Annotated in this window: 20 protein-coding genes; 8 read left to right on the top strand and 12 right to left on the bottom strand. The window is 69.4% G+C overall.

Annotated elements, in window-relative coordinates:
* The first annotated feature begins 31 nt into the window (after positions 1-31).
* The gene (locus AC1PK7_RS08990) at positions 32-313 is read left to right on the top strand and encodes a hypothetical protein (RefSeq protein WP_481100535.1); all 282 of its coding nucleotides are present in this window, start codon (positions 32-34) and stop codon (positions 311-313) included.
* A 47-nt stretch (positions 314-360) separates the two neighbouring features.
* Positions 361-540, top strand: coding sequence for an SHOCT domain-containing protein (locus tag AC1PK7_RS08985; RefSeq protein WP_481100534.1), 180 nt, complete (start codon positions 361-363; stop codon positions 538-540).
* Positions 541-581: 41 nt separating this feature from the next.
* Here AC1PK7_RS08985 and AC1PK7_RS08980 read toward each other — a convergent pair whose 3' ends face one another.
* From AC1PK7_RS08980 to AC1PK7_RS08970, 3 genes are read right to left on the bottom strand one after another with little or no spacing between them, the layout of a single operon-like run.
* Positions 582-1,385: an SDR family NAD(P)-dependent oxidoreductase gene (locus AC1PK7_RS08980; protein WP_420009644.1), complete on the bottom strand. Its 804-nt coding sequence runs from the start codon at positions 1,383-1,385 to the stop codon at positions 582-584.
* A 36-nt stretch (positions 1,386-1,421) separates the two neighbouring features.
* Positions 1,422-2,945, bottom strand: coding sequence for a GMC family oxidoreductase (locus tag AC1PK7_RS08975; RefSeq protein WP_481100533.1), 1,524 nt, complete (start codon positions 2,943-2,945; stop codon positions 1,422-1,424).
* Complete coding sequence (locus AC1PK7_RS08970) at positions 2,942-4,300, bottom strand: alpha/beta hydrolase (RefSeq protein ID WP_481100532.1); 1,359 nt, start codon at positions 4,298-4,300, stop codon at positions 2,942-2,944. Before AC1PK7_RS08970 ends, AC1PK7_RS08975 begins: the two co-directional genes overlap by 4 nt.
* 222 nt (positions 4,301-4,522) lie before the next feature.
* On the opposite strand from AC1PK7_RS08970, the gene AC1PK7_RS08965 reads away from it, so the two are divergent.
* The 4 genes from AC1PK7_RS08965 to AC1PK7_RS08950 all read left to right on the top strand — a co-directional run bounded on the left by AC1PK7_RS08965 (position 4,523) and on the right by AC1PK7_RS08950 (position 9,432).
* A complete protein-coding gene (locus tag AC1PK7_RS08965; protein WP_481100531.1) occupies positions 4,523-6,376 on the top strand; it encodes a glycoside hydrolase family 15 protein in 1,854 nt (617 codons plus the stop codon).
* Positions 6,373-7,266, top strand: coding sequence for an SDR family oxidoreductase (locus tag AC1PK7_RS08960; RefSeq protein ID WP_481100530.1), 894 nt, complete (start codon positions 6,373-6,375; stop codon positions 7,264-7,266). Before AC1PK7_RS08965 ends, AC1PK7_RS08960 begins: the two co-directional genes overlap by 4 nt.
* 498 nt (positions 7,267-7,764) lie before the next feature.
* Complete coding sequence (locus tag AC1PK7_RS08955; RefSeq protein WP_481100529.1) at positions 7,765-7,938, top strand: hypothetical protein; 174 nt, start codon at positions 7,765-7,767, stop codon at positions 7,936-7,938.
* Between the two features lie 501 nt (positions 7,939-8,439).
* Complete coding sequence (locus AC1PK7_RS08950; protein ID WP_481100528.1) at positions 8,440-9,432, top strand: GGDEF domain-containing protein; 993 nt, start codon at positions 8,440-8,442, stop codon at positions 9,430-9,432.
* 235 nt (positions 9,433-9,667) lie between these two features.
* Here AC1PK7_RS08950 and AC1PK7_RS08945 read toward each other — a convergent pair whose 3' ends face one another.
* The 6 genes from AC1PK7_RS08945 to AC1PK7_RS08920 all read right to left on the bottom strand — a co-directional run bounded on the left by AC1PK7_RS08945 (position 9,668) and on the right by AC1PK7_RS08920 (position 17,391).
* Positions 9,668-11,128 (bottom strand): efflux transporter outer membrane subunit, encoded by a 1,461-nt coding sequence (locus tag AC1PK7_RS08945; protein ID WP_481100527.1) that lies wholly within the window; start codon positions 11,126-11,128, stop codon positions 9,668-9,670.
* Positions 11,122-11,856 (bottom strand): SDR family oxidoreductase, encoded by a 735-nt coding sequence (locus AC1PK7_RS08940; protein WP_481100526.1) that lies wholly within the window; start codon positions 11,854-11,856, stop codon positions 11,122-11,124. The genes AC1PK7_RS08945 and AC1PK7_RS08940 overlap by 7 nt, the downstream gene beginning before the upstream one ends.
* A gap of 28 nt (positions 11,857-11,884) precedes the next feature.
* Positions 11,885-15,055 carry an efflux RND transporter permease subunit gene (locus AC1PK7_RS08935; protein WP_010344282.1) on the bottom strand — a complete coding sequence of 1,057 codons (3,171 nt, stop codon included), beginning with the start codon at positions 15,053-15,055 and terminating at the stop codon, positions 11,885-11,887.
* A gap of 136 nt (positions 15,056-15,191) precedes the next feature.
* Positions 15,192-16,385 carry an efflux RND transporter periplasmic adaptor subunit gene (locus tag AC1PK7_RS08930; protein ID WP_481100870.1) on the bottom strand — a complete coding sequence of 398 codons (1,194 nt, stop codon included), beginning with the start codon at positions 16,383-16,385 and terminating at the stop codon, positions 15,192-15,194.
* An 11-nt stretch (positions 16,386-16,396) separates the two neighbouring features.
* Positions 16,397-17,170, bottom strand: a complete 774-nt coding sequence (locus AC1PK7_RS08925; RefSeq protein ID WP_481100525.1) for an SDR family NAD(P)-dependent oxidoreductase — start codon at positions 17,168-17,170, stop codon at positions 16,397-16,399.
* Positions 17,167-17,391, bottom strand: a complete 225-nt coding sequence (locus AC1PK7_RS08920; protein ID WP_420009633.1) for a hypothetical protein — start codon at positions 17,389-17,391, stop codon at positions 17,167-17,169. The genes AC1PK7_RS08925 and AC1PK7_RS08920 overlap by 4 nt, the downstream gene beginning before the upstream one ends.
* A gap of 126 nt (positions 17,392-17,517) precedes the next feature.
* Here AC1PK7_RS08920 and AC1PK7_RS08915 point away from each other — a divergent pair, with 126 nt between their 5' ends.
* The gene (locus AC1PK7_RS08915; RefSeq protein ID WP_481100524.1) at positions 17,518-18,615 is read left to right on the top strand and encodes a LysR family transcriptional regulator; all 1,098 of its coding nucleotides are present in this window, start codon (positions 17,518-17,520) and stop codon (positions 18,613-18,615) included.
* Positions 18,616-18,704: 89 nt separating this feature from the next.
* Here the strand turns inward: AC1PK7_RS08915 and AC1PK7_RS08910 are convergent, their stop codons facing one another.
* From AC1PK7_RS08910 to AC1PK7_RS08900, 3 genes are all read right to left on the bottom strand, one after another.
* Positions 18,705-19,409 (bottom strand): YiaD family glycine zipper/OmpA-like lipoprotein, encoded by a 705-nt coding sequence (locus AC1PK7_RS08910; protein ID WP_010344429.1) that lies wholly within the window; start codon positions 19,407-19,409, stop codon positions 18,705-18,707.
* A 95-nt stretch (positions 19,410-19,504) separates the two neighbouring features.
* Positions 19,505-20,959 (bottom strand): WS/DGAT/MGAT family O-acyltransferase, encoded by a 1,455-nt coding sequence (locus tag AC1PK7_RS08905; RefSeq protein WP_481100523.1) that lies wholly within the window; start codon positions 20,957-20,959, stop codon positions 19,505-19,507.
* A gap of 95 nt (positions 20,960-21,054) precedes the next feature.
* On the bottom strand, positions 21,055-22,476 hold the full coding sequence (locus tag AC1PK7_RS08900; RefSeq protein WP_420009630.1) for a cryptochrome/photolyase family protein: 1,422 nt from the start codon (positions 22,474-22,476) through the stop codon (positions 21,055-21,057).
* 262 nt (positions 22,477-22,738) lie between these two features.
* On the opposite strand from AC1PK7_RS08900, the gene AC1PK7_RS08895 reads away from it, so the two are divergent.
* Positions 22,739-23,470: a hypothetical protein gene (locus tag AC1PK7_RS08895; RefSeq protein WP_481100522.1), complete on the top strand. Its 732-nt coding sequence runs from the start codon at positions 22,739-22,741 to the stop codon at positions 23,468-23,470.
* Positions 23,471-23,541 lie beyond the last annotated feature (71 nt).

Here is a 23,541-nt window from a genome sequence, read left to right as displayed (position 1 = left end):
AGGCGCCGCGATCACTCGCTGAGGAAGGCCCATGAAACGCATTCTTTTCGTGTCCATGCTATGGATGGCGCTGGTCGGCACCGCGCAGGCCGGTGAGCCAGAGTTTGTGCAGGTATCACCCGGCGTGTGGATGGTGACGGTCAAGAACCACGCCGGCATCTTCGCCAGCGCTGCGACGACCAAGCGCAAGGCGCTTCTGGCCGCCAACGCGTTCGCCTCCGCCAAGAACATGCAAGCGTACCAGTGGCAGTGGAAGCGGTGGACGCAGGTGGACCAGGCCAGTGGCCGTACGTCGAGTATCAGTTCCGTCTAGTTCCGCAAGGTTCCGTTGAGACCGTCGGGTTACAGCCGCAAGCCGACATGCAGATCGAGGTGAGCGCGAGCGCGGCATCGCCGGCCGCAACCGGCGATGCGCCGCGCGCACTCGGCGCGCAGTCCGATCTATACGCCGAACTGCTGAAGCTCGACGACCTACGGAAGAAAGGCCTGCTCACCGATGCCGAGTTCCAGGCGCAGAAGGCCAAACTGCTGTCGCGTTAGCCGCGTCGACAGCAGCAATCACGCGGTGTGCCTCGTACGACTCACCCCGCGATGGTCTGCACCGATCCCGAATCGACCCGGATCCCGGCGCCATTGATGAAGCTGGCGCGCTCGGAGCACAGAAACGCGACCGCCGCCGCCACCTCTTCCGGTCGACCACGGCGCTTGAGCACCATGCCGGGACGCTCCTCGTCCAGGAACGACGACACCGCTTCATCGAAGGTGATGCCCTTCTCCTTGGCGCGTTTGTGCATCATCGCGTCGGTCATCGGGGTATGGATGAACGCGGGCGACACCGTGTTGACCAGCACGTTGTCACCGCCGTAGGCCTTGGACAGGCCCTTGGCCAGGCTCAGGATGCCCGCCTTCGACGCGCAGTAGGCCAGTTCGTCCACGTAGGGCTGCACGGCGTCCTCGGATGCGAACAGGACGATCCGCCCCCAGCCGTTTCGACGCATCGCGGGAATCGCTTCGCGGCACATCCGCACCGCGCCCATCAGGTTGATGTCCAGCGTTTCCAGCCATCCCGCATCGCTCACGTCGAGGAAGTCGCCGGTCGCGCCAGTGACACCGGCCGCGTTGACGTAGATATCCGGATCGCCCAACTGCGCCCGGACCTGCGCCCAGATGTTCGCCACATCCTGCGCACGCGTCACGTCGCCTGCCACGGCGATGACCTCGCCCAGGCCCGACAGCTCGGACAGCGCCTGATCGAGCGTGCCGTCCGCACGGTCGGTGATCGCCACACGCACGCCGGCCTGCAGCAGTTGGCGGGCGGTTTCCTTGCCCATGCCCGAGTCGGCGCCACTGATCAGGGCAATCCGCTGGTTGATTCCAAGGTCCATGTCGTTTTCCTCGTTAGGTGAAGGGGAAGCAACCGCCTAGTGGGCGAGAAACCGCTCGGCCGTGCGCAGGCCGAGTGCCATCTGCGTCAGGGCCGGATTGGCCGCCAATGCGCTGGGAAAGACGGAGTTGTCGCAGACGTAGAGATTGTCGATGTCGAACGAACGACCGTCCGCATCGACCACGGCCTGCGCGGGATCGCGGCCCATGCGGCAGGTGCCGAGCGTGTGCGCCGAGCGCGCGGCAGCGAAGATGTCCTCGGCGCCGGCCGCCTCCCAGATCGCCTGCAGCGTGCGTCTGGCGTGGGCATCGATCGCCTGTTCGTTTGGGCCGTAGCTGAAGTCGACCCGCGCCTTGCGCAGACCGAAGGCATCGCGCTCGTCGGCCAGCGTCAGGCGATTGGCGTCCTGCGGCAGGCATTCGCCATTGATGCCGATACCGGCCAGGCGGTTGTAGCGCGTCATGGTCCGCACCAGCGCGGCGCCCCAGCGTCCGGCGCCGCGCGCCAGGGTGTTGGCGAGCGTCACCGGCTGCACGCCCAGGCTCTGGATCAGATAGCCGCCGGCAAACCCGGCGTGCGCGGGGCGCAGCATGTCTTCGCTCATCAGCGACGACGGGTAGCCGCGGTTCATCCGCATGTCCATATCGAACGTGCCCCAGACCTGGGTCGCGACGTGCGCCATGAAATTGCGCCCGACCTGTCCACTGGAGTTGGCCAGTCCCAGGTTCAGTAGCAGGCGCGGCGTTTCCACCCCACCGGCACACAGGAACAAGGCCGCGCAACGCTGACGCAACTCGCGCTCGCCCTGCCGGTAGACCACGCCGGTGACCGCGCCCAGGCCGTTGCGCTCGATGCCGACAACCCGGCAATCGCTGCGCAGGTCCGCACCGTGTGCGCGCGCCAACGGCAGCCAGGTCGTGTCCACGCTGACCTTGGCGCCGTTGCTGCAGCCCTGATGACAGGCACCGCAGTTGTTGCAGGCCACGCGCGTGCCCCAATGCGGCTGCTCGTGCGTGCGGGTGACCAGCGCCGCCGGCGCATCGGCGGCGGTGATGCCGAGGGCACGGCAGCCGCGCTCCATCGCCTCGGCGGGCGCGTTGCGCTGGGCCGGCGGGAACGCATAGCAGCGCTCGCCGTCCCAGGGGTAGACCGCCGGCCCGGACACGCCGATGAAACGTTCGACGCGCTGGAGATAGGACAGCAGTTCCGGGTGCGGGATCGGCCAGTCTTCGCCCTGGCCGGTCTGGGTTCGCAGTTGCAGATCGCGCGGGTCCGGGCGCGGGCAGAACGCGCCCCAGTGCAGCGTCGATCCGCCGAGCCCCGTACCGGAGTTGTTCGGGCCGAACGCGGTCGGCGTCCGCCCGCCGCTGAGGCGTTCTTCCATCCAGTAGATGTCCGTCGCCAGTTCGTCCGCGCAATGCGCGTCCGGGCCGAACGTGGCGCCGGCTTCCAGCACCGCCACCGAGACGCCGGCCTGTGCCAGCCGCGCGGCCAACGGACCGCCGCCTGCACCGCTACCGACCACGACCGCGTCCACCGCGGCGGCCGATGCGGCAGTCATGGATGCGCCTTGGGCGATAGCTGCCAGGTCTCGCGCCGACCGGCGGCGGTCTCCTGATAACCGGGACTGCCCGCGCCCAATCCGCCCACGGCGAACCCGTCGTAACCCAAGGCCGCCATGGTGGCGGGAAGGCTCGTCCAGACCCGAACCGTCTCGGCGCGCACGTCTTCGAACCAATCGGCGAGTTGCGCCGCGCTCCATCCGCACGCGCGACAGTCGCCTGCCCCGTGCACGGAGATGGCGTGCAGCCAGCGGTCCCGATCCTGGGCGGGCAAGGCGGCGAAGCCGCCGGACAAGGCGTCCAGCGCATCCAGCCCCATCGGCCAGGCGAGACGGTCGGGCGGCAGGTCGGCGAACCGCCACCCGTCCCCCACCCCATTGGCGAGATCGACGTCGATGCGGCGTGCGATATCGCCGGCGTCGCCCGCACCATCCAGGACGCGCTCGATCACCGCGGCCAGCGCGCCGGACTGGGGCTCGCTCAAGATCCCTTTGGCCGCACGCGACGGCCCGGCATGGCGATGCAGCAGCGTCTTGCGCATCGTCGGGGCGACACGCTCGGCGTTGAGCAAGGCCACGAAGTCGTCGGGCAGCCGGCGTGCCGCGGTGCCATCGACATGCGCGGCGATCAACACCGCGAGCGCCTGCGGTCGCTCATAGGGAATCAGGTGCGCCGCCTGCGCCATCACGGTGAGATGCGCATCGCGGTAATGCGGCAGGTTCCAGCGCCGCTGCGCCGTCTCGTCGAGATCGCCGTCCTCGCTGCCCGCGACCACGAGCGCAGGCACCTCGATGCAGCCGGCCTGCGCCGCGCAGTCCTCGCGGCTGCCGTGGGTGAGCCAGGCGCTCCATGCGCGCGCACTGCTGCGCAGGACATCGTCGACGGCACCGTCGCGCGGCGGCGTCGGCAACGGCGCAGCGCAGTTGTCGTCGATGAACTGCTCGGCCTGCTGCCGCGTGGGGACGGCACCGTCGAACCAGGACAACATGGTCTGCCGCCGGGATTCATCCATCGGCTCGGGCGCGGGCGGCGATGCCGCCACAAGCACGACCCCGGCCAAGCCGGCGAGCCCGGCCACGCCGTCGCGGGCGCGCGCGGCGGTCAGCGTGGCGATCTTTCCGCCCATGCTGTGGCCCACCACATACCAGCAATCCGGACTGTCGCGCGCGACCTCGCCTGCGAACCAATCGACCAGCGCCGTGACATCCGGGCGGTCCAATGCCGGCGCATCACCGAAACCGGGAATATCCAGTGCGATGCAGTCGAAGCGCGCACCCAGGAGATCGATCACCGAAGACCACTCGCGCCCGCTCGAGCCGAGGGCGTGCAGGAAATACAGGACCGGTGTTCCCATGGCGCACCTCGATGACGGTGACGCACGATGGACCAGCCTTCGTCCACGTCACGTGGAGGCCGGCGCAGGCGCATGCCGTCTTCACCGAGCCTCGGCAGAAGGACCACTACCGTCGGGCTGCCCTCCCCTTCGCACCTGCCCCCATGCTTCCTCGACACGTCATGCAGGAATCGACGGCGACCCGGCGCGGCCTGGACGCGTGCTGGCGTGGAGCCTGAGCACGTGACCACAACAGCCCGGCGACGCCGCGCGACCTCCAGCGTCGACCGCAGCGAGGGCGTACTGGCGATCGAGCAGTACGGCGCGCTTGGCGAAGGACGCTCGGTCGCCCTGACCGGGAAGGACGGATCGATCGATTGGTGGTGCGCGCCCAACATGGACAGCCCGCCACTGTTCGACCGGCTCCTGGATGCCGACCAAGGCGGCTACTTCGTGCTTGCGCCGGACGCGCCTTTCCGCACCGAGCGGCACTATCGCAAGGACAGCAACGTCCTGGTCACCACATTCACCACTACCTCCGGCCAGGCGACGCTGACCGAGTCGCTCAACAGCGGGCACGCGGGGCGCCTGCCCTGGTGCGAGCTTGCACGCCGCATCGAATGCCAGCGCGGGAAAGTGCGCTTCCGGCTGGAGCTTAAATTCAGCCTGCGCGCGCAGAACGCCAGCCCCTACTGCGCGGCGATCGGCCCGCACACCGTGTTCCATGTCGACCGCCTGCTTGGCGTCATGATCCACGACGACAGGCTACGCTGCGTGTGGTCGGATCACGGCGTTCGCGGCGACATCACCGTGGCAAAGGGACAACGCGCGACGATCGCCCTGGTCGTCGGCGAGGACGAGCCGCTGGTCGCGCCCACCATCGAGGAGATCGACAGCCGCATCGATCTGACCGACAAGGAATGGCGGGCATGGTCGAAGAACGTGACCTTCCCGCGCGAGGGCCGGGATTTTTTCGTGCGCAGCGCGCTTGCGCTCAAGTTGCTGCTCTACTCGCCCTCCGGCGCCATCGCCGCTGCCGCGACGACGTCGCTGCCCGAACGCATCGGCGGCGACAAGAACTTCGATTATCGCTACGCCTGGGTCCGCGATGCCGGCTACACGATCCAGGCATTTCTGGCCGCGGGTCTGGAAGCGGAATCGAAGGCCGCGTTCACCTGGCTGATCCGGCAACTGCGCCGGCATGGCCCGAAAGTCGTGTTCACCCTGGATGGCGGACTGGTGCCCGACGTCACCGAACTGGAGGCCGCCGGCTACCGCGACACATTGCCGGTGGTGCGGGGCAATATCGCCGGTGGGCAGCACCAGCACGGCATCTACGGCGACATCTTCGAGACCGCTTACTGCTTCGTGAGCCGCGGCAACATCCTGGACGCCTCCAGCGCCGAACTGCTGTCCCGGCTCGCCGACCAATGCGCAGATCACTGGCGCAAGGCCGACTCGGGGATCTGGGAGTTGCCCGAACTGCAGCACTACACCATGTCCAAGGTCAGCTGCTGGCAGGCGCTGGCCAGGGCCGTCGAACTGGCCGACCAGGGCCAACTGCCGACGACGTGTCGCGATCGCTGGGAACGGGAGCGCGACAGGATCAAGGACTGGATCGAAGTCCACTGCTGGTCGGATGCGCAACAGGCGTTCGTGATGTATCCGGGCAGCGACAAGCTGGATGCGTCGGTGGCGCTGGCTGCACGCTTCCGCTTCGACGGCAAGGAACGCCTGCTGGCGACGCTCGACGCGATCGACCGCGTATTGGGCGCCGGCGCGTTCCATTACCGCTACTCCGGCATGGCGCAGGAAGAAGGCTGCTTTGTCGCCTGCTCCTACTGGATCGCCGAAGCCTATGCCCGCCTGGGACAGAAAGCCAAAGCCAAAAAACGGCTGACGCAACTCAACGACGCGCTCGATCGCTGCAATGGCCTGTTGAGCGAGATGGTCGATCCGCACTCCGGCGGATTCCTTGGCAACTTTCCGCAAGGACTGAGCCATCTCGCGCAGATCATGGCGATGTCGAGCATCGAGAACACGAAAACCAACCCGGTAAAACTGCAACCACACGCCAAGAAGAGGAAGACGCGATGAACGATCGACTGAAGATGCAGGACCCACGCGAACAGTACCCCAAGCCGCCGTTCCCGCCGCAGCCGCAACCGGTGCCGGGCAAGGCCTCGGAGATGGACCCGGTGCCCGACCACGGCGAGACCAGCTATCGCGGATCGGGCAAGCTGGCGGGCCGCCGGGCACTGGTGACCGGCGGCGACAGCGGCATCGGCCGCGCCGCGGCGATCGCGTTTGCGCGCGAGGGCGCCGATGTGGCCATCTCCTTCCTTGCCGAGGAAACCTCGGACGCACAGGAGGTCATCGCCCTCATCGAGGCCGAAGGACGCAAGGCGATCAGCCTGCCGGGCGACATCACCGATCGGCAGTGGTGCGCGGAATTGGTCGATAAAGCGGTGGCCGGCCTGGGTGGCCTGGACATCCTGGTGATCAACGCGGGGCGGCAGCAATATCGCGAAGCCATCGGCGACGTGAGCGACGAGGATTTCGACAAGACGCTGAAGACCAATCTCTACGCCATGCACTGGATCTGCCGCGCCGCGGTACCGCACCTGCCGCCGGGCGCGGCGGTGATCACCACCGCGTCGATCCAGGCGTACGATCCGTCGGCGATCCTGCTCGACTACGCGACCACCAAGGCCGGCATCGTCGCCTACACCAAGGCATTGGCGGCGCAACTGAGCGAAAAGGGCATCCGGGCGAACGTGGTGGCCCCGGGTCCCTTCTGGACCGCGCTGCAGTCCTCCGGCGGCCAACCGATGGAGGCGGTCACCCAGTTCGGCTCGAAGACGCACTTCAAGCGTCCGGGCCAGCCGGTCGAAATCGCGCCGCTGTACGTGCTGCTCGCCAGCCAGGAAGGCAGCTACCTGACAGGCGAAGTGTTCGGCGCGACCGGCGGGGCCGGCGTCGCCTGACGCCTGGCGACATCGGCGTATCCTCGACGCAATGGCGCGCTCAGGCGCGCCATTGCGTGTGTGGCCGGCGATGTGCGTCCTCCGGGACGGGGCCGCGAACCACGGCACTATCGCCGACCAGCGCGCGGGTCGCCACGAACGCGCATCGTCCTCGACGCCCTGGTACAAAACAGCATCGGCAGGCCAGTGAGCCTGCCGATGCGGGAGAAGGTGGTCCAGCCGCGGATGCCTGCATCCTTGAAGCAGCCCCAGGCATCGCCCCGGCCGCACAGCTGGTAGGCGCATGATGCGTGGTGATGCGTTACGCCGGCGTCCTCGAGGCGTTGCGGAATGATGTCGGCGGCGTCGTGGCCGTGCGACGAGACGGGCAGCGCCCTCCTTCCTCGCCACGATCACGCGTACCGGCGTCGGCAATCGCGACATCCGGCAACGCACCGACATGTCCGTCACCGGCGGCCTGTAGGGTGGAATGCCCTTTCCGATCCGAGACCGCTCGCCATGCCATTGACCCAGGAACAACTGCGCATCCTGCAGGACATCCACGCCACCACACCGGTCAGCGAAGCGGAAGCGAACTGGGCGGTGTGCGAAAATTATGCGGCGCAAGGCGAGGACGGCGATCTTGCGCTGAGCCAGAAAGGGCTGAAGGCCATCGACGGCAGCGAAGCATAGCCTGTCCCCTGGCACCCCCTCGCTGATAACGCTCCCGGTGCCGGCGTGGCACGCCAGCGCCGCAGCCTGCTCCGTCGTGGATGCAATCGACCCCGATGCGACCGCGACATGCATGCCCAGCGCGCGCCAGGCTTTGCCCGCACTCTCCATCCGGCGCTGCAAGCCACTTCTCACGTGGGGAGCGTTGGGGAAAAGGAACCAGGCGAGCGTGCTTCAGCAACGCTGCCCTGCTCGCCGCGACCAGACGCCGCCTGCCACGTGACGCAGGGTCATCGGTACGACGCCACTCCCCGCGCCAATGTGACGCCTTTGCGGCGCGCTTGGTGTGGGCACTCCCGCCTTTCCCTGGTCAGCACGGGATACCCACCACAAAAGAAATCCAGGCATGGAACTTGCCTCTGGCATTGCAACACTCTTCCGCCATTCTGACGTCGCCATGTTCGCCGCCCGCCCCGCTTCACCCGCCCGCCATGACCGTGCGCCGTGCCGGAGCGCTTCTCCGTGAGCGCGGGCCTGACCCTGCGCCGGCACTTCCGGCTCGGCATCATCAAGGTCCTGGGCCCGTCCACGGCGGCGGTGCTGCTGCTGTTCGCCGTCTACCAGATGGCGATCGGCGCGCCGGGGACCGCCCTGGCCGGCACTGCGCTGGCCGGATTGGCCGCGCTGGCGACCTGGCTGGCGCTGCATCGCGGCGATGGCCGCATGGATCCGTTGCTGTCGCTGAGCTGGCTGTTGGGCAGCGCCCTGGCCTGCCATGCGCTGCGCCATGCCGCGGTGCCGTGGCTGTACCTGGTGATGATGAGCAACTTCTTTGCGGTGACGCGCAATGTCGCCTTGGCCTGCAACGCCACCCTGATCGCGGTGCTGCTGGTGGTCACCCCGAGCACACTGGGTGCCGAGCATTTCTTCTCGATGGTATCGGTGTCGCTGCTGATCACCGGGCTGGGTTACATGCTGGCATTGCGGGTGGAAGGCGACCGCGTGCAACTGGAACAACTGGCATCGCACGACTCGCTGACCGGGCTGCCGAACCGACGCATGCTCGAGCGTAGCCTGTCGCAACGGGTGGCCGATCCGCGCCGCGCGACTCGCCGGCATGGGTTGATCGTGCTCGACATCGATCACTTCAAGGACGTCAACGACCTCTACGGCCATGCCGAGGGCGACCGGGTACTGGTCGAGCTGGCCACACTGCTGCGTGCGCAGGTGCGCGCGCCGGACGAGGTGTTCCGCTTCGGCGGCGAGGAGTTCGTGGTGGTCGCACGGCTGCAGTCGGCGACCGAACTGTCCGCTTTCGCCAGACGCCTGCACGACGCGGCACGCACCGCGTTGCACGGTCCCAACGGCACGATCACCGTGTCGCTGGGCGCGGCCATGCTCTGCGACGAGGCGCAGTGGCACGACTGGTTCTCGCGCGCCGACACCGCGCTGTACCAGGCCAAGAACAACGGACGCGACCGCTACGTGATCGCCGAGGACGTGGCGCAGGATTGAGCGGCCGGCACCGGCGGCAGACGCGGCGCAATCCGATCCGGCAGCCGTCACCAGCCTCCGTAGGAGCGGCTTCAGCCGCGACGGGCTTCACCTGGAACGCCCGTCGCGGCTGAAGCCGCTCCTACAGGAAACCCGCACCGGCCCGATGCTGACAAAAAGCAGATGAAAAGACATGCCGAGAAGGCCGCGGTGCGTGCAGTCGGCCCGCACCGCGGCCTTTGAGTACCCTGCCCGCTCAGCGCGCCTGCACCGCAGACGCCGCCCCCGCGGTGGTCGCAACGTCCCTGCTGCCGGCGTCCGTGCCCGCATCCTGGCCCCAGCCGCCGAGCGCCTTGTACACCCGCACCACGCCGATGTTCACCGCCGCCTCGGCATCGGCCAGATCGGCCTCGGCGGTCAGTTGCGTGCGCTGCGCATCGAGCAGGGTCAGGAAATCCTCCGAGCCTTCGCGATAGCGGATCTGCGCCAGCGCTTCGGCCCGCTGCGCGGCCTGCGTCTGCTCGGCCACGATCGCCAGCCGCGCCTGCTCGTGGGCGTACGCAGTCAAGGCGTTCTCGGTGTCCTCCAGCGCGCCGAGCACGGTCTTCTCGTAGTCGGCGGCCGCGCCGTCGGCCTGCGCCTCGCTCGCGCGCAGGCGTGCGCGCACGCTGCCCAGGTCGAACGCCGCCCACTGGATCGAGGGCGTCAGCGACCAGGCCTTGCTGCGGCCATGCAGCAGGGCGCCTGCATCGCCGGACAGGAAGCCGACGAAGCCGGACAGGCTGATCCGCGGGAACAGATCGGCGGTGGCCACGCCGACCCGCGCCGTCGCCGCCGCCAGGCGGCGTTCGGCGATGCGCACGTCGGGACGCCGGCGCAGCAACTGCGTGGTGTCGCCCAGCGGCAAGGCCCGCGCATAGGCCGGGGTCGGCTGCGGCGCCAGCAGCGCGTCGAGCGTGCCAGGCGGCTTGCCCAGCAGCACCGCCAGCCGGTGCCGCGCCTGCGCGGCGTCGACTTCCAGCAGCGGGATGTCGGCCTCGATCGCCTTCAGCCGCGCGCGACTGCTCTGCACGTCCAGCTCGCTGCCCGCGCCCAGCCGCCAGCGCGTCTCGGTCAGGCGCTGGGTGTCGCGCAGGTTGTCCAGCGTGGTGCGCGCCAGGGCGATGCGCTTCTGCGTGCCGCGCAAGGCGAAGTAGTTGCGTGCGATCTCCGCGGCCACGGTGACCTGGGCGTCGGCCAGGCCGGCCTGCTCGGCCTCCAGGTTCGCGCGCGCGGCCTCGCTGGCACGGCGCTGGCGCCCGAACAGGTCCAGCTCCCAACCGGCATCGAAACCGAGCCGGTAGCTCTCGGTGAGCACGCGTGCGCCGCCGGCATCGGCATCCGGGGCCTTGCCGCGGGTGTAGTCGCCGCCGGCGGTGACGTGCGGCGCCTGGTCCAGGCGCTGCTCGGCGAAGACCGCGCGCGCCTCGTGCACGCGCGCCAGGGCGATGCGCAGGTCGAGGTTGGCGACCAGACCGTCGTGCACCAGTTGCTCCAGCACCGGATCGTCGAACTGCGCCCACCAGGACGCGACCGGCGAATCGGTCGCGAACACCGGCGACGCCGCGCCCTGCAGCGTCACCGCCGGCTGCGCCGGTGCGTGGTAGTCGGGGCCGACACTGGCGCAGGCGCTGAGCAGCGCCAGCGCCAGCGCGCCAAGTGCGGGCCGGATCACCATGGCAGCACCTGCCCGACATGGGTGTAGCTGCCGGTCGGGCCATCGGCGTCGAGCAGCGCCATCATCACGCTGCTGCGCGCGCCGTCGGCCACCTCCAGTTCGCCCTCGCCCGCGTTCATGTCGGTCTTCACGTAGCCGGGGTGGATGGTGTTGACCTTGATCGGGGTGTCGCGCAGTTCGTAGGCCAGCTGGATGGTCCAGGCGTTTACCGCGCTCTTGGACACGTTGTAGGCCGGCACCTTGAAGTCGTAGATCGGCGAGCCCGGCTGGCTGTGCAGCGTCAGCGAGCCGAGCAGGCTGGAGACGTTGACGATGCGCGCGGCCGGCGCCTCGCGCAGCAGCGGCAGGAACGCCTGGGTGACCGCGATCAGGCCGAACAGGTTGGTGTCGAAGGTCTCGCGCCAGGTCTCCAGGCTCTGCTGCGACACGCTCAGGCGCAGGTCGTCGCGCAGGATGCCGGCGTTGTTGACCAGGATGTCCAGCCGCCCGTGGCGTGCGCGCACGGTCTCCACCGCGGCGGCGATGCTGGCGGCGTCGGTGACGTCCAGGGTCAGCGGCTCCACCGGCAGGCCCTCGCCCTGCAGTTCCAGCGCTGCGGCGCTGGCACGGGTCGCGTCGCGCCCGGCCAGCAGGGTGTGCACGCCGGCTTCGGCCAGCTGCCGCACGGTGTGCAGGCCGATGCCGCGGGTGGCGCCGGTGACCAGGGCGATCTTGTGTGCTGCGTTCATTGCGAAACTCCTGAAGGATGGAAAGAAATCAGCCGTGCGCCGGCGCGTCGGCGTGGGCCGGCGCATGCGAGACCAGCGGCCGCCCGGCCAGCTTGCGCAGGGCGACATAGAACACGGGGGTAAGGAACAGACCGAACAGGGTCACGCCCAGCATGCCGGCGAACACGGTGATGCCGGTGGCAGAGCGCACTTCCGCGCCGGCGCCATGCGAGAACACCAACGGCACAGTGCCGGCGATGAAGGCGATGGAGGTCATCACGATCGGGCGCAGGCGCAGGCGGCAGGCCTGCAGCGCCGATTCGACGATGCCCTTGCCCTGCAGCTCCAGCTCGCGGGCGAACTCGACGATCAGGATCGCGTTCTTGCACGCCAGGCCCATCAGCACCACCAGGCCCACCTGCACGAACACGTTGTTGTCGCCGCCGCTCAGCCACACCCCGAACAACGCCGACAGCAGGGTCATCGGCACGATCAGGATCACCGCCAGCGGCAGCGTCCAGCTCTCGTACAGCGCGGCCAGCACCAGGAACGCCAGCAGCACCGCCAGCGGGAACACCACCAGCGCTGCATTGCCCTGGGTGGCCTGCTGGTAGCTCAGGTCGGTCCACTCGATCTCCATGCCGTTGGGCAGCACCTGCTTGGCGATCTGGGTGATCTTGGCCATCGCCTCGGCCGAGGACAGCGCACGCGCATCGGCTTCGCCGGCCAGGTCGGCGGCCGGATAGCCGTTGTAGCGCAGCACCGGATCCGGGCCGTAGGTCTGCTTGATGGTCACCATCGAGCCGATCGGCACCATTTCGCCGTTGGCATTGCGGGTGCGCAACCGGGCGATGTCCTCCACGCTCTCGCGGAACGGCGCATCGGCCTGGGCGATCACCTGCCAGGTGCGGCCGAACTGGTTGAAGTCGTTGACGTAGGTCGAGCCCAGGTAGGTCTGCAAGGTATCGAACAGATCGGTCAGGGCCACGCCCTGGGCCTTGGCCTTGACCCGATCGACCTCGGCGTCGAGCTGCGGCACGTTGGCCTGATACGTGCCGATCGGGAAGCTCATGCCCGGGGTCTGCGCCACCGCACCCTGCATCGTGCTGACCGCGTTCTGCAGCGCGCCGTAGCCCAGGTTGGCACGGTCCTCGATGAACAGCTGGTAGCCGTTGCCGTTGCCCAGGCCGAGGATCGGCGGTGGCATGAAGGCGAACGACATGCCCTCGCCCAGCTGCGAGATGCGCTGGTTGATCTCGGCATTGATCTCCAACGCGCTGCGGTGGCGCTCGGCGAACGGCTTCAGCGGCAGGAACACCACGCCGGTATTGGGCGTATTGGTGAACTGCAGCGCGTTGAGGCCCGGGAACGAGATCGCGTGGGCCACGCCGTCGGTCTGCATGGCGATGGTGGCGACCTTGCGCAGCATCGCGTCGGTGCGCTCGATCGAGGCACCTTCCGGCAGCTTCACACCGGCGATCAGGTACATCTTGTCCTGGGTCGGGATGAAGCCGCCCGGCACCGCCTTGAACATCAGCCCGGTGACCAGCAGCAGCACCACGTACACCGCGAACACCGCGCCGCGGCGGCCGAGGATACGCGACACCGCGCCCTGGTAGCGGTCGGAACTGCGGTGGAAGAAGCGGTTGAACGGGCGGAACAGCCAGTTGCCGAACAGCCGCTCCATGCCGCGCGACAGGCGGTCCTTGGGCGCGTCGTGGCTTTGCAGCAGGCGCGCGGCCAGCGCCGGCGACAGGGTCAGCGAGTTGATCGCCGAGATCACCGTGGAGATGGCGATGGTCACCGCGAACTGCTTGTAGAACTGCCCGGTCACCCCGGACAGGAACGCCATCGGCACGAACACCGCGCACAGCACCAGCGCGATCGCGATGATCGGCCCGGACACCTCGCGCATGGCCTGGTGCGCCGCCGCCAGCGGGCTCAGTCCCTCCTCGATGTTGCGCTCCACGTTCTCCACCACCACGATCGCATCGTCGACCACGATGCCGATCGCCAGCACCAGCCCGAACAGGGTCAGCGTGTTGATCGAGAAGCCCAGCAGGTACAGCGCGGCGAAGGTGCCGACCACCGACACCGGCACCGCGATCAGCGGAATGATCGAGGCACGCCAGGTCTGCAGGAACAGGATCACCACCAGCACCACCAGCAGCACCGCCTCCAGCAGGGTGTGCACCACCGCGCTGATCGAATCGCGCACGAAGATGGTGGTGTCGTACACCGCCTCGTACTTCACGTCGTCCGGGAACTGCTTGGTCAGCTCGTCCATCTTGGCGATGACCTGGTCGCGGATCTGCAGCGCATTGGCGCCCGGCGCCTGGAAGATGCCGATGCCGACCGCGTTCTTGCCGTCCAACTGCGCACGCAGGGTGTAGTCGCCGGCGCCCAGTTGCAGGCGGGCGACGTCGGACAGGCGCACGGTCTGGCCGTCGGCACCGACCTTGAGCACGATGTCGCCGAACTCCTGTTCGGTGCGCAGGCGGCCCTGCGCGTTGATCAGGGTCAGGAACTTGCTCTGCGGCATCGGCTCGGCGCCGAGCTGGCCGGCGGACACCTGCACGTTCTGCTCGCGCATGGCCGCGACCACGTCGCTGGCGGTGAGGCCGCGTGCGGCCACCCGCTCCGGATCCAGCCAGGCGCGCATCGCGTAGTCGCCGCCGCCGAACACCTGCGCATCGCCCACTCCCTGGATCCGCGCCAGCGCGTCCTTGACGTGCAGGCGCGCGTAGTTGCGCAGGTACAGGCTGTCGTACTTGCCCTTGGGCGAGGTCAGGTGCACCACCATCAGGAAGGTGGGCGACTGCTTCTGCGTGGTCACGCCCTGCCGGCGCACGTCCTCGGGCAGGCGCGCCTGCGCCTGCGCGACGCGGTTCTGCACCTTCACCGCGGCATCGTCCGGATCGGTGCCCGGGCGGAAGGTCACGGTCATCTGCAGCACGCCGTCGGAGCCGGCGACCGACTTGATGTACATCATGTTCTCGACGCCGTTGATCGCTTCCTCCAGCGGCGTGGCGACGGTCTCGGCGATGACCTTGGGGTTGGCGCCCGGATACACCGTGCGTACCACCACCGAAGGCGGCACCACGTCCGGGTATTCGCCGATGGGCAGCAGCGGGATGGCGATCAGGCCCGCGGCGAAGATGACGATCGACAGCACGGCGGCGAAGATCGGCCGGTCGATGAAGAATCTGGAAAAGTCCATGGGTGGTGGTCCTGGAAACGGTTGAAACGGGGGGGCCAGGCGCGGACGCAGGCATGCCGGTGGCGGCGCCGGGCCGTTGCGGGCCCGGCGGGGACGGCCGGCACTGGCCAGCCGGTGCTGCGTCGGCGCCCGCGACTCAGTCGAGGGCGACGGCCTGCCTCGGTGCGGCCGGGGACGTGGTCTGCAGCGCGATCGGCTTGGCCTGCACCGGCATGCCGGGCATGAACACCTTCTGCACGCCGTCGACGATGACCTTGTCGCCGGCGGACAAGCCGCTTTGCACGATACGCAGGCCCTCGGCGCTGCGGCCGAGCTGCACGTCGCGTCGCTGCGCCTTGCCGTCCTTGTCGACCACGTAGACGTACTTGCGGTCCTGGTCGGTGAGCACCGCGCGGTCGTCGATCAGCACCGCGTCGAAGCGGCCGCTGCCGAGCAGCCGCACCCGCGCGAACAGGCCGGGGGTGAAGCGGCGGTCGGCGTTGTCCAGCAGCGCGCGCACGTGGATGGTGCCGGTGCTGCGCACCAGTTGGTTGTCGAGGAAATCGACCTTGCCGGCATGCGGATAGCCGTCCTCGCCGACCAGGCCGACCTGCACCGGCAGGCTGCCGTCGCGTTCGCTCGGGCGCTGGCCGTCGCGCGCCATCTGCGCATAGCGCAGGAAGGTGCCTTCGTCGGCATCGAAGTACACGTGCACCTTGTCCAGCGACACCAGCGTGGTCAGCACGCTGGCGCTGTCGCCGGCGGTGACCAGGTTGCCGGCGGTGACCATCGCGCGGCCGGCGCGGCCGTCGATCGGCGCGCGCACCTGGGTCCATTCCAGGTTCAGGCGTGCGGTGTCCACCGCCGCCTGCGCGGCCAGCACGTCGGCCTGCGCCTGCTCGGCGGCGGCGCGCTTCTGTTCCCAGCTCTCGGTGGAGATGGCCTGCTGCTCGGACAGGGTCTTGGCGCGCGCGGCCTCGCTGGCGCTGAGCTTGGCCTGGGTGCGCGCACGCGCCAGGTCGGCCTCGGCGCGCGCCAGCTCGGCGCGGTAGCTGCGCGCGTCGATGGTGAACAGCACCTGGCCCTTCTTCACTTCCTGGCCTTCGACGTAGGCGACCTTGTCGATGTACCCGGACACGCGCGGGCGCAGGTCGACGTGCTCCACCGCCTCGACGCGGCCGCTGAACTCGTCCCACTGGCTGATCTGCTTCTGCAGCGCGGGCGCCACGCCCACGCTCGGCGGCGGCGGCGCGCCCTGTTCGTTGGCCTGGCTGCCGCAGGCGGCCAGCGTGGCGACCAGCAGCGCCACCGCCAGCGGGCGCAAGGCGCCCGGCAGCAGGCGCGACGGCATCGGAATCGGATTCATGGAAAGACCTCGTGGGTGGAGAAGGAAAACGGCAAGGGGGTGAGCAAGGCGCTGCGCGGCTGGGCGAAGTGGCGGCGGTCGATCTCGACCAGCGCACGGTCCGGCCGCTGCGGTTCGGCGAGCAGGTGGACCACGGCGCGGCCGACGCCGAGGGTGGTGAACCACTCTGGGCAGTCGTCGATGGCGGCGTCGCTGCGGCACACCGGCTCGGACAGCGACAGCAGATGCACGTGCACGCCGAGCGGCTTGGCTTCCTCGTGCAGCACCTGGGCGAGCATGCGGATCGCCGCCGCCGCCACCGAACTGTCGCCATGCCCGGACCAGGCGCGCAGCGCGCAGGGACTGCCCAGCAGCACGTAGCGGGCGCCGCGCTCGTGCTGCGCCAGCAGCGGCAGCAGATGCCGGGCGGCAGCCAGATGCGGCAGCAGGTCGGCATCCAGGCGTTTGCGCAGCGCGCCCAGCGGCCGCTCCAGCAGGCGCCCCGGCCGCAGCGGGCTGCCGAGCGCGGCGACCACCCCGGCCAGCGGCCGCGGCCGCTGCGCGACCTCGGCGACCAGGGCCGCGGCGCCCGCATCGGTGGCGACCGAGCCGGCCAGCACGTCCAGACCGGGTTCGTCGCGGTGGCGTTCGCGCAAGGCGGCCAGACGGGCGCGGTCGCGCGCCACCGCCAGCACCGGGCTGCCCGCTTCCAGCAGCGCCTGCACCACGCCCTGCCCGACCGTGCCGCTGCCGCCGAGGACCAGAACCTCGGGGGCCAACGTCCCGCTCACGGGACTTTTCCTCCCGCCGACGGGACAATCGCGATGCGTCCCAGCCGATCGGTGCCGGACGCGCCCAGGCGCAGGCTGCTGCCGCCCTGCCGCCGCGGCGGCGGCGTGAACTCGCGAAACGCTTTCGGGTAAAGGGATTGCGCCGTCGCCACGGACGCGGAACGGCGCCGCGGCTGGCGATCGGGGCAGGCGAAAAACTGGAACAGGGTGCGCATCGACATGGGCAAAGACCGTCGGTGATGGCGAATGCGGACAAATTAGGCGCCAAAGCCGCACTTGATTAGTCCGAATTAAGGGGAATAATCGTCCCGCTATCGGTCCAATCGTCTCCACCCCAAGGAACCGCCATGAGCCACGATCTGAACGACACCCTGATCTTCGTCAAGGTGGTCGAGCAAGGCAGCTTCATCGCCGCGGCCAATGCCCTCGGCCTGCCCAAGACCACCGTCAGCCGCAAGGTGCAGGACCTGGAGGCGCGGCTGGGCGCGCGCCTGCTGCACCGGACCACGCGCCGACTCGGGCTGACCGAGGCCGGCGCGGTCTACCACGAGCATTGCCAGCGCATCGCCCGCGAACTGGAGGAAGCCGAGAGCGCGGTAGGCCAGTTGCAGGCTGGCCCGCGCGGCTGGCTGCGCTTCAGCGTGCCCTATTCGGCCGGCATCTCCTGGGTGGCGCCGATCCTGGGCGAATTCCACCGCCAGCACCCGGAAGTGCGCCTGGAGATGATCATGACCAGCGACAAGGTCGACCCGATCGCCGAAGGCGTGGACGTGGCCCTGCACATGGGCACGCTGCCGGATTCGACCATGGTCGCGCGCAAGCTCGCCACCTTCCGCACCCAGGTCTTCGCCAGCCCCTATTACATCGAACGCCACGGCGAGCCGCTGCATCCGGACGACCTGCAGCACCACCGCACGCTGGCGCTGAGCAACGGCCGCGGCGGCGGCAACCGGCTGTGCTGGCCGCTGCGCAACGGCAAGCAAAGCGGCGAGTTCCTGGTCCAGCCGATCCTGCTGGCCAACGATTCGGCGGCACTGATCGGCGGCCTGGTCTGCGGCGAAGGCCTGGTGCTGGCCAGCGATGCGACGATCAAGCCGCTGATCGAGGCCGGCAAGGCGCGGCGTGTGCTCGGCGGCTGGGTCGGGCCGGACCTTGACTTCAACGCGGTGTTCCCGGGCGGGCGCATGCTCTCGCCGAAGGTGCGCGCCTTCGTCGACTTCCTGGTCGACAAGCTCAACTTCGACGTCAGCTACATGATGGCGCAGTGCCCGGCCAAGCTGGCCACGCAGCAGGCCGAGGACGGCGCCGAGTTCACCCTGTGCAGCGGCGTGGCGATGAACACGCAGTCGCTGGCCACCCTGCCGCGCGTCGCCGCCGCGCCTGCAGCTGCGGATGCGGCAGCGGAAACCGAAGCCGAGGACGAAGAGGACGCGGCGCTGGTCTGAGCCGCGCGGCACACGGCGCTGCGCATCGGCAGCACGAAACGCGAACGGGCCGCAGTGCGGCCCGTTCGTCGTTGCGGTCGGCGGGTCGGTCAGCCGGCGGAGGAGCGCAGCGGCACCACACGGATCTCCACGCGGCGGTTCTGCGCGCGGCCGGCCTCGGTGCTGTTGTCGGCGATCGGATACTTCTTACCCGCGCCCAGGGTCTGGATGCGCTCGGGCTGCACGCCCTGCGCGGTCAGGTACGCGGCCACCGACGACGCGCGCTGTTCGGACAGACGCTGGTTCACCGCATCGCTGCCGATGCTGTCGGTGTGGCCGACCACTTCGATCATGGTCTGGTTGTACTCGCCCAGGGTCTGGGCCACGCCGTTGAGCGCCGAGTAGAACTGCGGCTTGAGCGTGGACTGGTTGAAGTCGAAGGTGATGCCGTCGGGCAGATTGAGGGTGATGTTGTCGCCGTCGCGGCGCACGTCGATGCCGGTGTTGGCGGTGCGCTCGCGCAGCGCGCGCTCCTGGCGATCCTGGTAGTTGCCGATCGCCGCGCCGCTGAGCGCGCCGATGCCGGCGCCGATCATCGCGTGCTGGCGGCGCTCGGTGGCGCTGCTGCCGCTGAGCAGGCCGGCGGCCACGCCGACTGCGGTGCCGATCAGCGCGCCGCGGCCGGTGCGGTTCTGCTGCTCGGTGGGATTGCCGTACTGATCGCGCTGCACGTAGGAGCCGCCGGTGGCGCAGGCGGACAGCACCAGCGCGCTGGCCAGGGCAACGGATATGCCGCGGAGGGCGGTCGTTTTCATCGTGTTCTCTCCCGAACCTGGATGGACGTGGCGGCAGCATAAACAGCGCCACGCGAGGCGCGGATGAACGCGGCGCGGCGCGCGATGCGCCAGGTTCAGGAAGACGGCAACAGGGTCTCGGCGTCGGCCGCGCTCAACGGCTGCTCCCAATCGCTCATCAGCGCCAGGTACAGCAACTTCTCGAATTCGGCGCCGACCCGCCGCATCACCGCGTCCGGATCCGGGATCAGCCGCGCATCGCCGATCAGGCCGAAGTGCACACGATGGTTGTAGCTCATGATCGACACGCCGACGCCGATCGACCCGGTCTGCGGCACCCAGAACATCATCTCGCGCACGCGGCTGCCGGCCAGGTACAGCGGCTGCTGCGGCCCCGGCACGTTCGTCGCCACGGTGGTGGCCTTGCGGCTGAACAGGTCCAGCGCCGCCGACTGCAGCGCCGCCGGCGCCATGCCCACCGCCGCGAGCAGGCCGAACACCACCATCGCCTGCCGCGACTGCTTGAGCTGCTGCATCGATTCGGCCACGCACTGCAGCCGCCGCACCGGATTGGCCTCGCCCACTGGCAGGTCCAGGAACACCAGGCCGAAGTGGTTGCCGAGCTTGCGCGCGTGCTCCAGCGGGCGCAGGTTGACCGGCACCGTGGCGCGCAGGGTCACCCCGTCCAGGCGTTCGCCGCGCTCGAGCATGTAGTCGCGCAAGGCGCCGGCCATGGTCGCCATCAGCACATCGTTGACCGTGCAGTCGCAGGCGCGGCCGACCGCCTTGACCTCGTCCAGGTCCAGCGGTTCGGCCCAGGCCACGCGCTTGCTGACGCCGAGGCGGCCGCGCAGCAGCGTCGGCGGATCGTCGGCCAGCAGCAAGGCATTGACCAGTTCGCGGCCGATCAGCCCGCCTTCGCGCGCCAGCATCTGCGGCAGGTTCGGGTCCTGCGCCATCGCCCTGCCCTTGTCGAGCATGCGTCCGCCGAGCTTGAGGTAGCGGTCCACCGCGCCGACCCGGCGCACCACCTCCTTGCCGTCGTCCTTGAGCCAGGCGCGCTCGAGCTGCGCCGACGGCTCCGGGGTGCGCTGGGTATCGGTCAACGACAGCAGCACCTGCACCAGGGCGATGCCGTCGGCGTAGCTGTGGTGGATCCGCGCCACCAGCGCCGAGCCGCCTTCGTAGCGCTCGATCAGGTGGAACTGCCACAGCGGCTTGGTCTTGTCCAAGGGCGTGGACGCCATCTGCCCGGCGAAGCGCTCCAGCGCCTTCTTCTGCCCGCGCCCGGGCAAGGCCGACAGGCGCACGTGCCAGTCCAGATCGAAATCGTCGTCGCGCTGCCAGTAGGCGCCGGTGGCCGTCTCCACCGGCTTCTGCAGGAATCGCGGGAAGGCCAGGAAGCGCTTGCGCACCAGTTGCTTGAGCGCGGGCAGGGTCAGCGGCTCGTCGAACATCAGCACGCCGGTGATCATCATCGGATTGGTCGGCCGGTCCATCCGCAACCAGGCGGTGTCCACGCGCGACATTGGTTCGCGCTGCGGCTTGCGGCGAGCTGAGCTGGTGGCCATGCGGGCTCCTGTCCGAGCCCGGAGTGAATCATGGCCCTGCGAAGGGCGTCAATCGCGCCTGCGGCCGTGCTGCGCCGCGCAACACGGCGCGATGTTCAACCCGCGGCGGTCTCGCGGTACGCGGCCAGCGCCGCGTCGCGGCCGGCGGCCAGGTCCACGATCGGCTGACGCGGATACTGCGGCGCAGCCTGCGCCAGCCGCTGCGGCGCCTGCCACGGGGCGAAGCGATCGGCCACCGGCAGCGCCGCCAGTTCCGGCACCCAGCGCGCGATGTACTCGCCCTTCGGATCGAACTTCTGCGCCTGGGTCACCGGATTGAACACGCGGAAATACGGCGCGGCGTCGGCGCCGGTCCCGGCCACCCACTGCCAGCCAAGGGTGTTGTTGGCCAGGTCGGCATCGACCAGGGTGTCCCAGAACCAGCGCGCACCTTCGGACCAATGCACGCGCAGGTGCTTGCACAGGTAGCTGGCGACGATCATGCGCACGCGGTTGTGCATCCAGCCGGTGTGCCACAGCTCGCGCAGGCCGGCATCGACGATCGGCACGCCGGTGCGGCCGCGCTGCCAAGCATGCAATTGCGCGGGGTCGGGCGTGGCCCAGCGGAAGCGCTCGAAACGCGGATTGAGGTTGCGCTCGGGCGTGTCCGGGAAATGGTGCAGCAGGTGATGGGCGAAGTCGCGCCAGCCGAGCTGGCGGATGTAACCGTCGATGGCCGCGGCGGTGGCGGCACGGCGATGACGCTCCAGGGTGGCGACGATGCGCCACGGGGCGATCTCGCCGAAATGCAGATGCGGCGACAGCCGCGAGGTGCCGACCTGGTCCGGGCGGTCGCGGCCGTCGAGATAGTCGCGCAGCGCGCCATCGACGAACACGTCCAGCGCCTCGTGCGCCCCCGCCTCGCCCGGCTGCCAGACCTCCCAGAAACCGCGGTCCCAGTCCAGTGCCGGCGCCAGGCCGAGCCGCTCCAGCGGCAGGCTGTCCAGCGTCGCGGGCGGCGGCGGCAGCGTCTTCGGCGCGGCCTGCAACGCCGGCACCTGCCAGTGGCTCAGCGCGCTGCGCCAGAACGGCGTGAATACCTTGTACGGGCCGCCCTGCTGCGTCGCCAGTTGCCAGGGCTCGAACAGCAGCGCGCTGTTATGGCTGTGTACCTCCAGCCCCTGTTCGCGCAGTTCGCGCTTGAGCCGCGCATCGCGCGGCTGCGTGGCCGGCTCGTAGCGGCGGTTCCAGTACACCGCCTCCGCGCTGCAGTCGGCGATCACCTGGCGCAAGGCAGCCTCGGCCGGGCCCTGGCGCAGGATCAGGCGCGAACCGCGCGCGCGCAGTTGCGCATCCAGCGCCGCCAGCGAGCGCTGCAGCCAACTGCGCGAGGCCGCGCCCGCGGCCCATGCGCCCTCGTCCTCCGGGCTGTGCAGGTAAACCGGCACCGGCGTGTGCCCGGCATCCAGCGCGGCCTGCAGGGCGGGTTGATCGTGCAGGCGCAGGTCGCGCCGGAACCAGACGATGGCGTAGCTCATGCGAGGGGACGCAGCGAAGGACGCGCCATGATACGGATCGGGTGCAGCGGCCAGGTGAGCATGCGGCAACGCAACGGCATGCGTCTGCACGCTGCCGTGCCTGGCCCGATGCGGGCCGCGCTGACCGGATTTCGTAGACATCGCCACGCGCCGCGCGCGTGCGTCTCATCCGCCCTGCTATAACGCCGAGGCGGGCGCCGTCATGTCGAAGCGGCGCCGCGACCGCTGCTGTTGGACGACGTTCCGGGGAAGGACGTCCTCCATGCTTTCGCTGCACCGCGCACGACACGGCCACGGCCGTCTCGCGCGCACGGGGAACATCCGCCATCGCTTCTGCGACCTCACGGCCACCACGGCCGGCGAGCGCGGCTGCGTGCGGCCCGAACCGCCCGCGCCCGGACCTGCATCGCCAGGGCCGCGACGCGCTGCGGGCAGCCAACGGCGCAGCCCGGTCATGCCCATCGCCGACATCCGCAACACCCTCAGGAGAGCAAGACCCATGGACAAGCGCATCGCAAAAGCCGCCCTCACCCTCGCGCTGAGCCTCGCCGCCCCGCTGGCGATGGCGTGCAGCACCGAGATCGAGGAAGGCCCGGGATCGTGCGGCTACCAACCGCCGGGCAGCGGCGGGGGCAGCACGCCGGCCTACACGCTGCAGGGCGTGATCCAGAATCAGGGCTACGAGTCCGACAATCGGCCTGCCGGCGGCAAGCGTCTGAAGATCCGCGCCTACTCGCGCTTCGCAAATGCCAACAACGACCGCGTCGACGCCAACTACATCAACGTGCGCTGCAACGCCTACGACCCGTACGGCAACGGCTACACCACCGATTACGACGAGGAAGGCAACGGCGCCCTGGTCGACGTGCACTTCACGTCGAACTTCGTCTACGGCGCATACCGCAAGATCACCGTGGTCTGCACCCATCATGCCGAGTACGGCGCCAACACCTACGACACCACCAGCAACGCCCAGATCGACATTCCCTACTGATCCTCGTTGCCTCCGCACCACGCCGGTGTCCGCAGCCTTGCGGGCGCCGTGCGTCGCGACCGCTGCCCGCA

Source organism: Xanthomonas sp. NCPPB 3174, assembly GCF_056725205.1.
This window is presented reverse-complemented; position numbering and strand designations above follow the sequence as displayed.

Coding starts and splice junctions, on each gene's coding strand:
- AC1PK7_RS08915 (WP_481100524.1), top strand. CDS start 17,518: ATGAGCCACGATCTGAACGACACCCTGATCTTCGTCAAGGTGGTCGAG.
- AC1PK7_RS08895 (WP_481100522.1), top strand. CDS start 22,739: ATGCTTTCGCTGCACCGCGCACGACACGGCCACGGCCGTCTCGCGCGC.
- AC1PK7_RS08900 (WP_420009630.1), bottom strand. CDS start 22,476: ATGAGCTACGCCATCGTCTGGTTCCGGCGCGACCTGCGCCTGCACGAT.
- AC1PK7_RS08960 (WP_481100530.1), top strand. CDS start 6,373: ATGAACGATCGACTGAAGATGCAGGACCCACGCGAACAGTACCCCAAG.
- AC1PK7_RS08930 (WP_481100870.1), bottom strand. CDS start 16,385: ATGCCGTCGCGCCTGCTGCCGGGCGCCTTGCGCCCGCTGGCGGTGGCG.
- AC1PK7_RS08920 (WP_420009633.1), bottom strand. CDS start 17,391: ATGTCGATGCGCACCCTGTTCCAGTTTTTCGCCTGCCCCGATCGCCAG.
- AC1PK7_RS08990 (WP_481100535.1), top strand. CDS start 32: ATGAAACGCATTCTTTTCGTGTCCATGCTATGGATGGCGCTGGTCGGC.
- AC1PK7_RS08910 (WP_010344429.1), bottom strand. CDS start 19,409: ATGAAAACGACCGCCCTCCGCGGCATATCCGTTGCCCTGGCCAGCGCG.
- AC1PK7_RS08980 (WP_420009644.1), bottom strand. CDS start 1,385: ATGGACCTTGGAATCAACCAGCGGATTGCCCTGATCAGTGGCGCCGAC.
- AC1PK7_RS08905 (WP_481100523.1), bottom strand. CDS start 20,959: ATGGCCACCAGCTCAGCTCGCCGCAAGCCGCAGCGCGAACCAATGTCG.
- AC1PK7_RS08970 (WP_481100532.1), bottom strand. CDS start 4,300: ATGGGAACACCGGTCCTGTATTTCCTGCACGCCCTCGGCTCGAGCGGG.
- AC1PK7_RS08955 (WP_481100529.1), top strand. CDS start 7,765: ATGCCATTGACCCAGGAACAACTGCGCATCCTGCAGGACATCCACGCC.
- AC1PK7_RS08940 (WP_481100526.1), bottom strand. CDS start 11,856: ATGAACGCAGCACACAAGATCGCCCTGGTCACCGGCGCCACCCGCGGC.
- AC1PK7_RS08985 (WP_481100534.1), top strand. CDS start 361: ATGCAGATCGAGGTGAGCGCGAGCGCGGCATCGCCGGCCGCAACCGGC.
- AC1PK7_RS08945 (WP_481100527.1), bottom strand. CDS start 11,128: ATGGTGATCCGGCCCGCACTTGGCGCGCTGGCGCTGGCGCTGCTCAGC.
- AC1PK7_RS08935 (WP_010344282.1), bottom strand. CDS start 15,055: ATGGACTTTTCCAGATTCTTCATCGACCGGCCGATCTTCGCCGCCGTG.
- AC1PK7_RS08975 (WP_481100533.1), bottom strand. CDS start 2,945: ATGACTGCCGCATCGGCCGCCGCGGTGGACGCGGTCGTGGTCGGTAGC.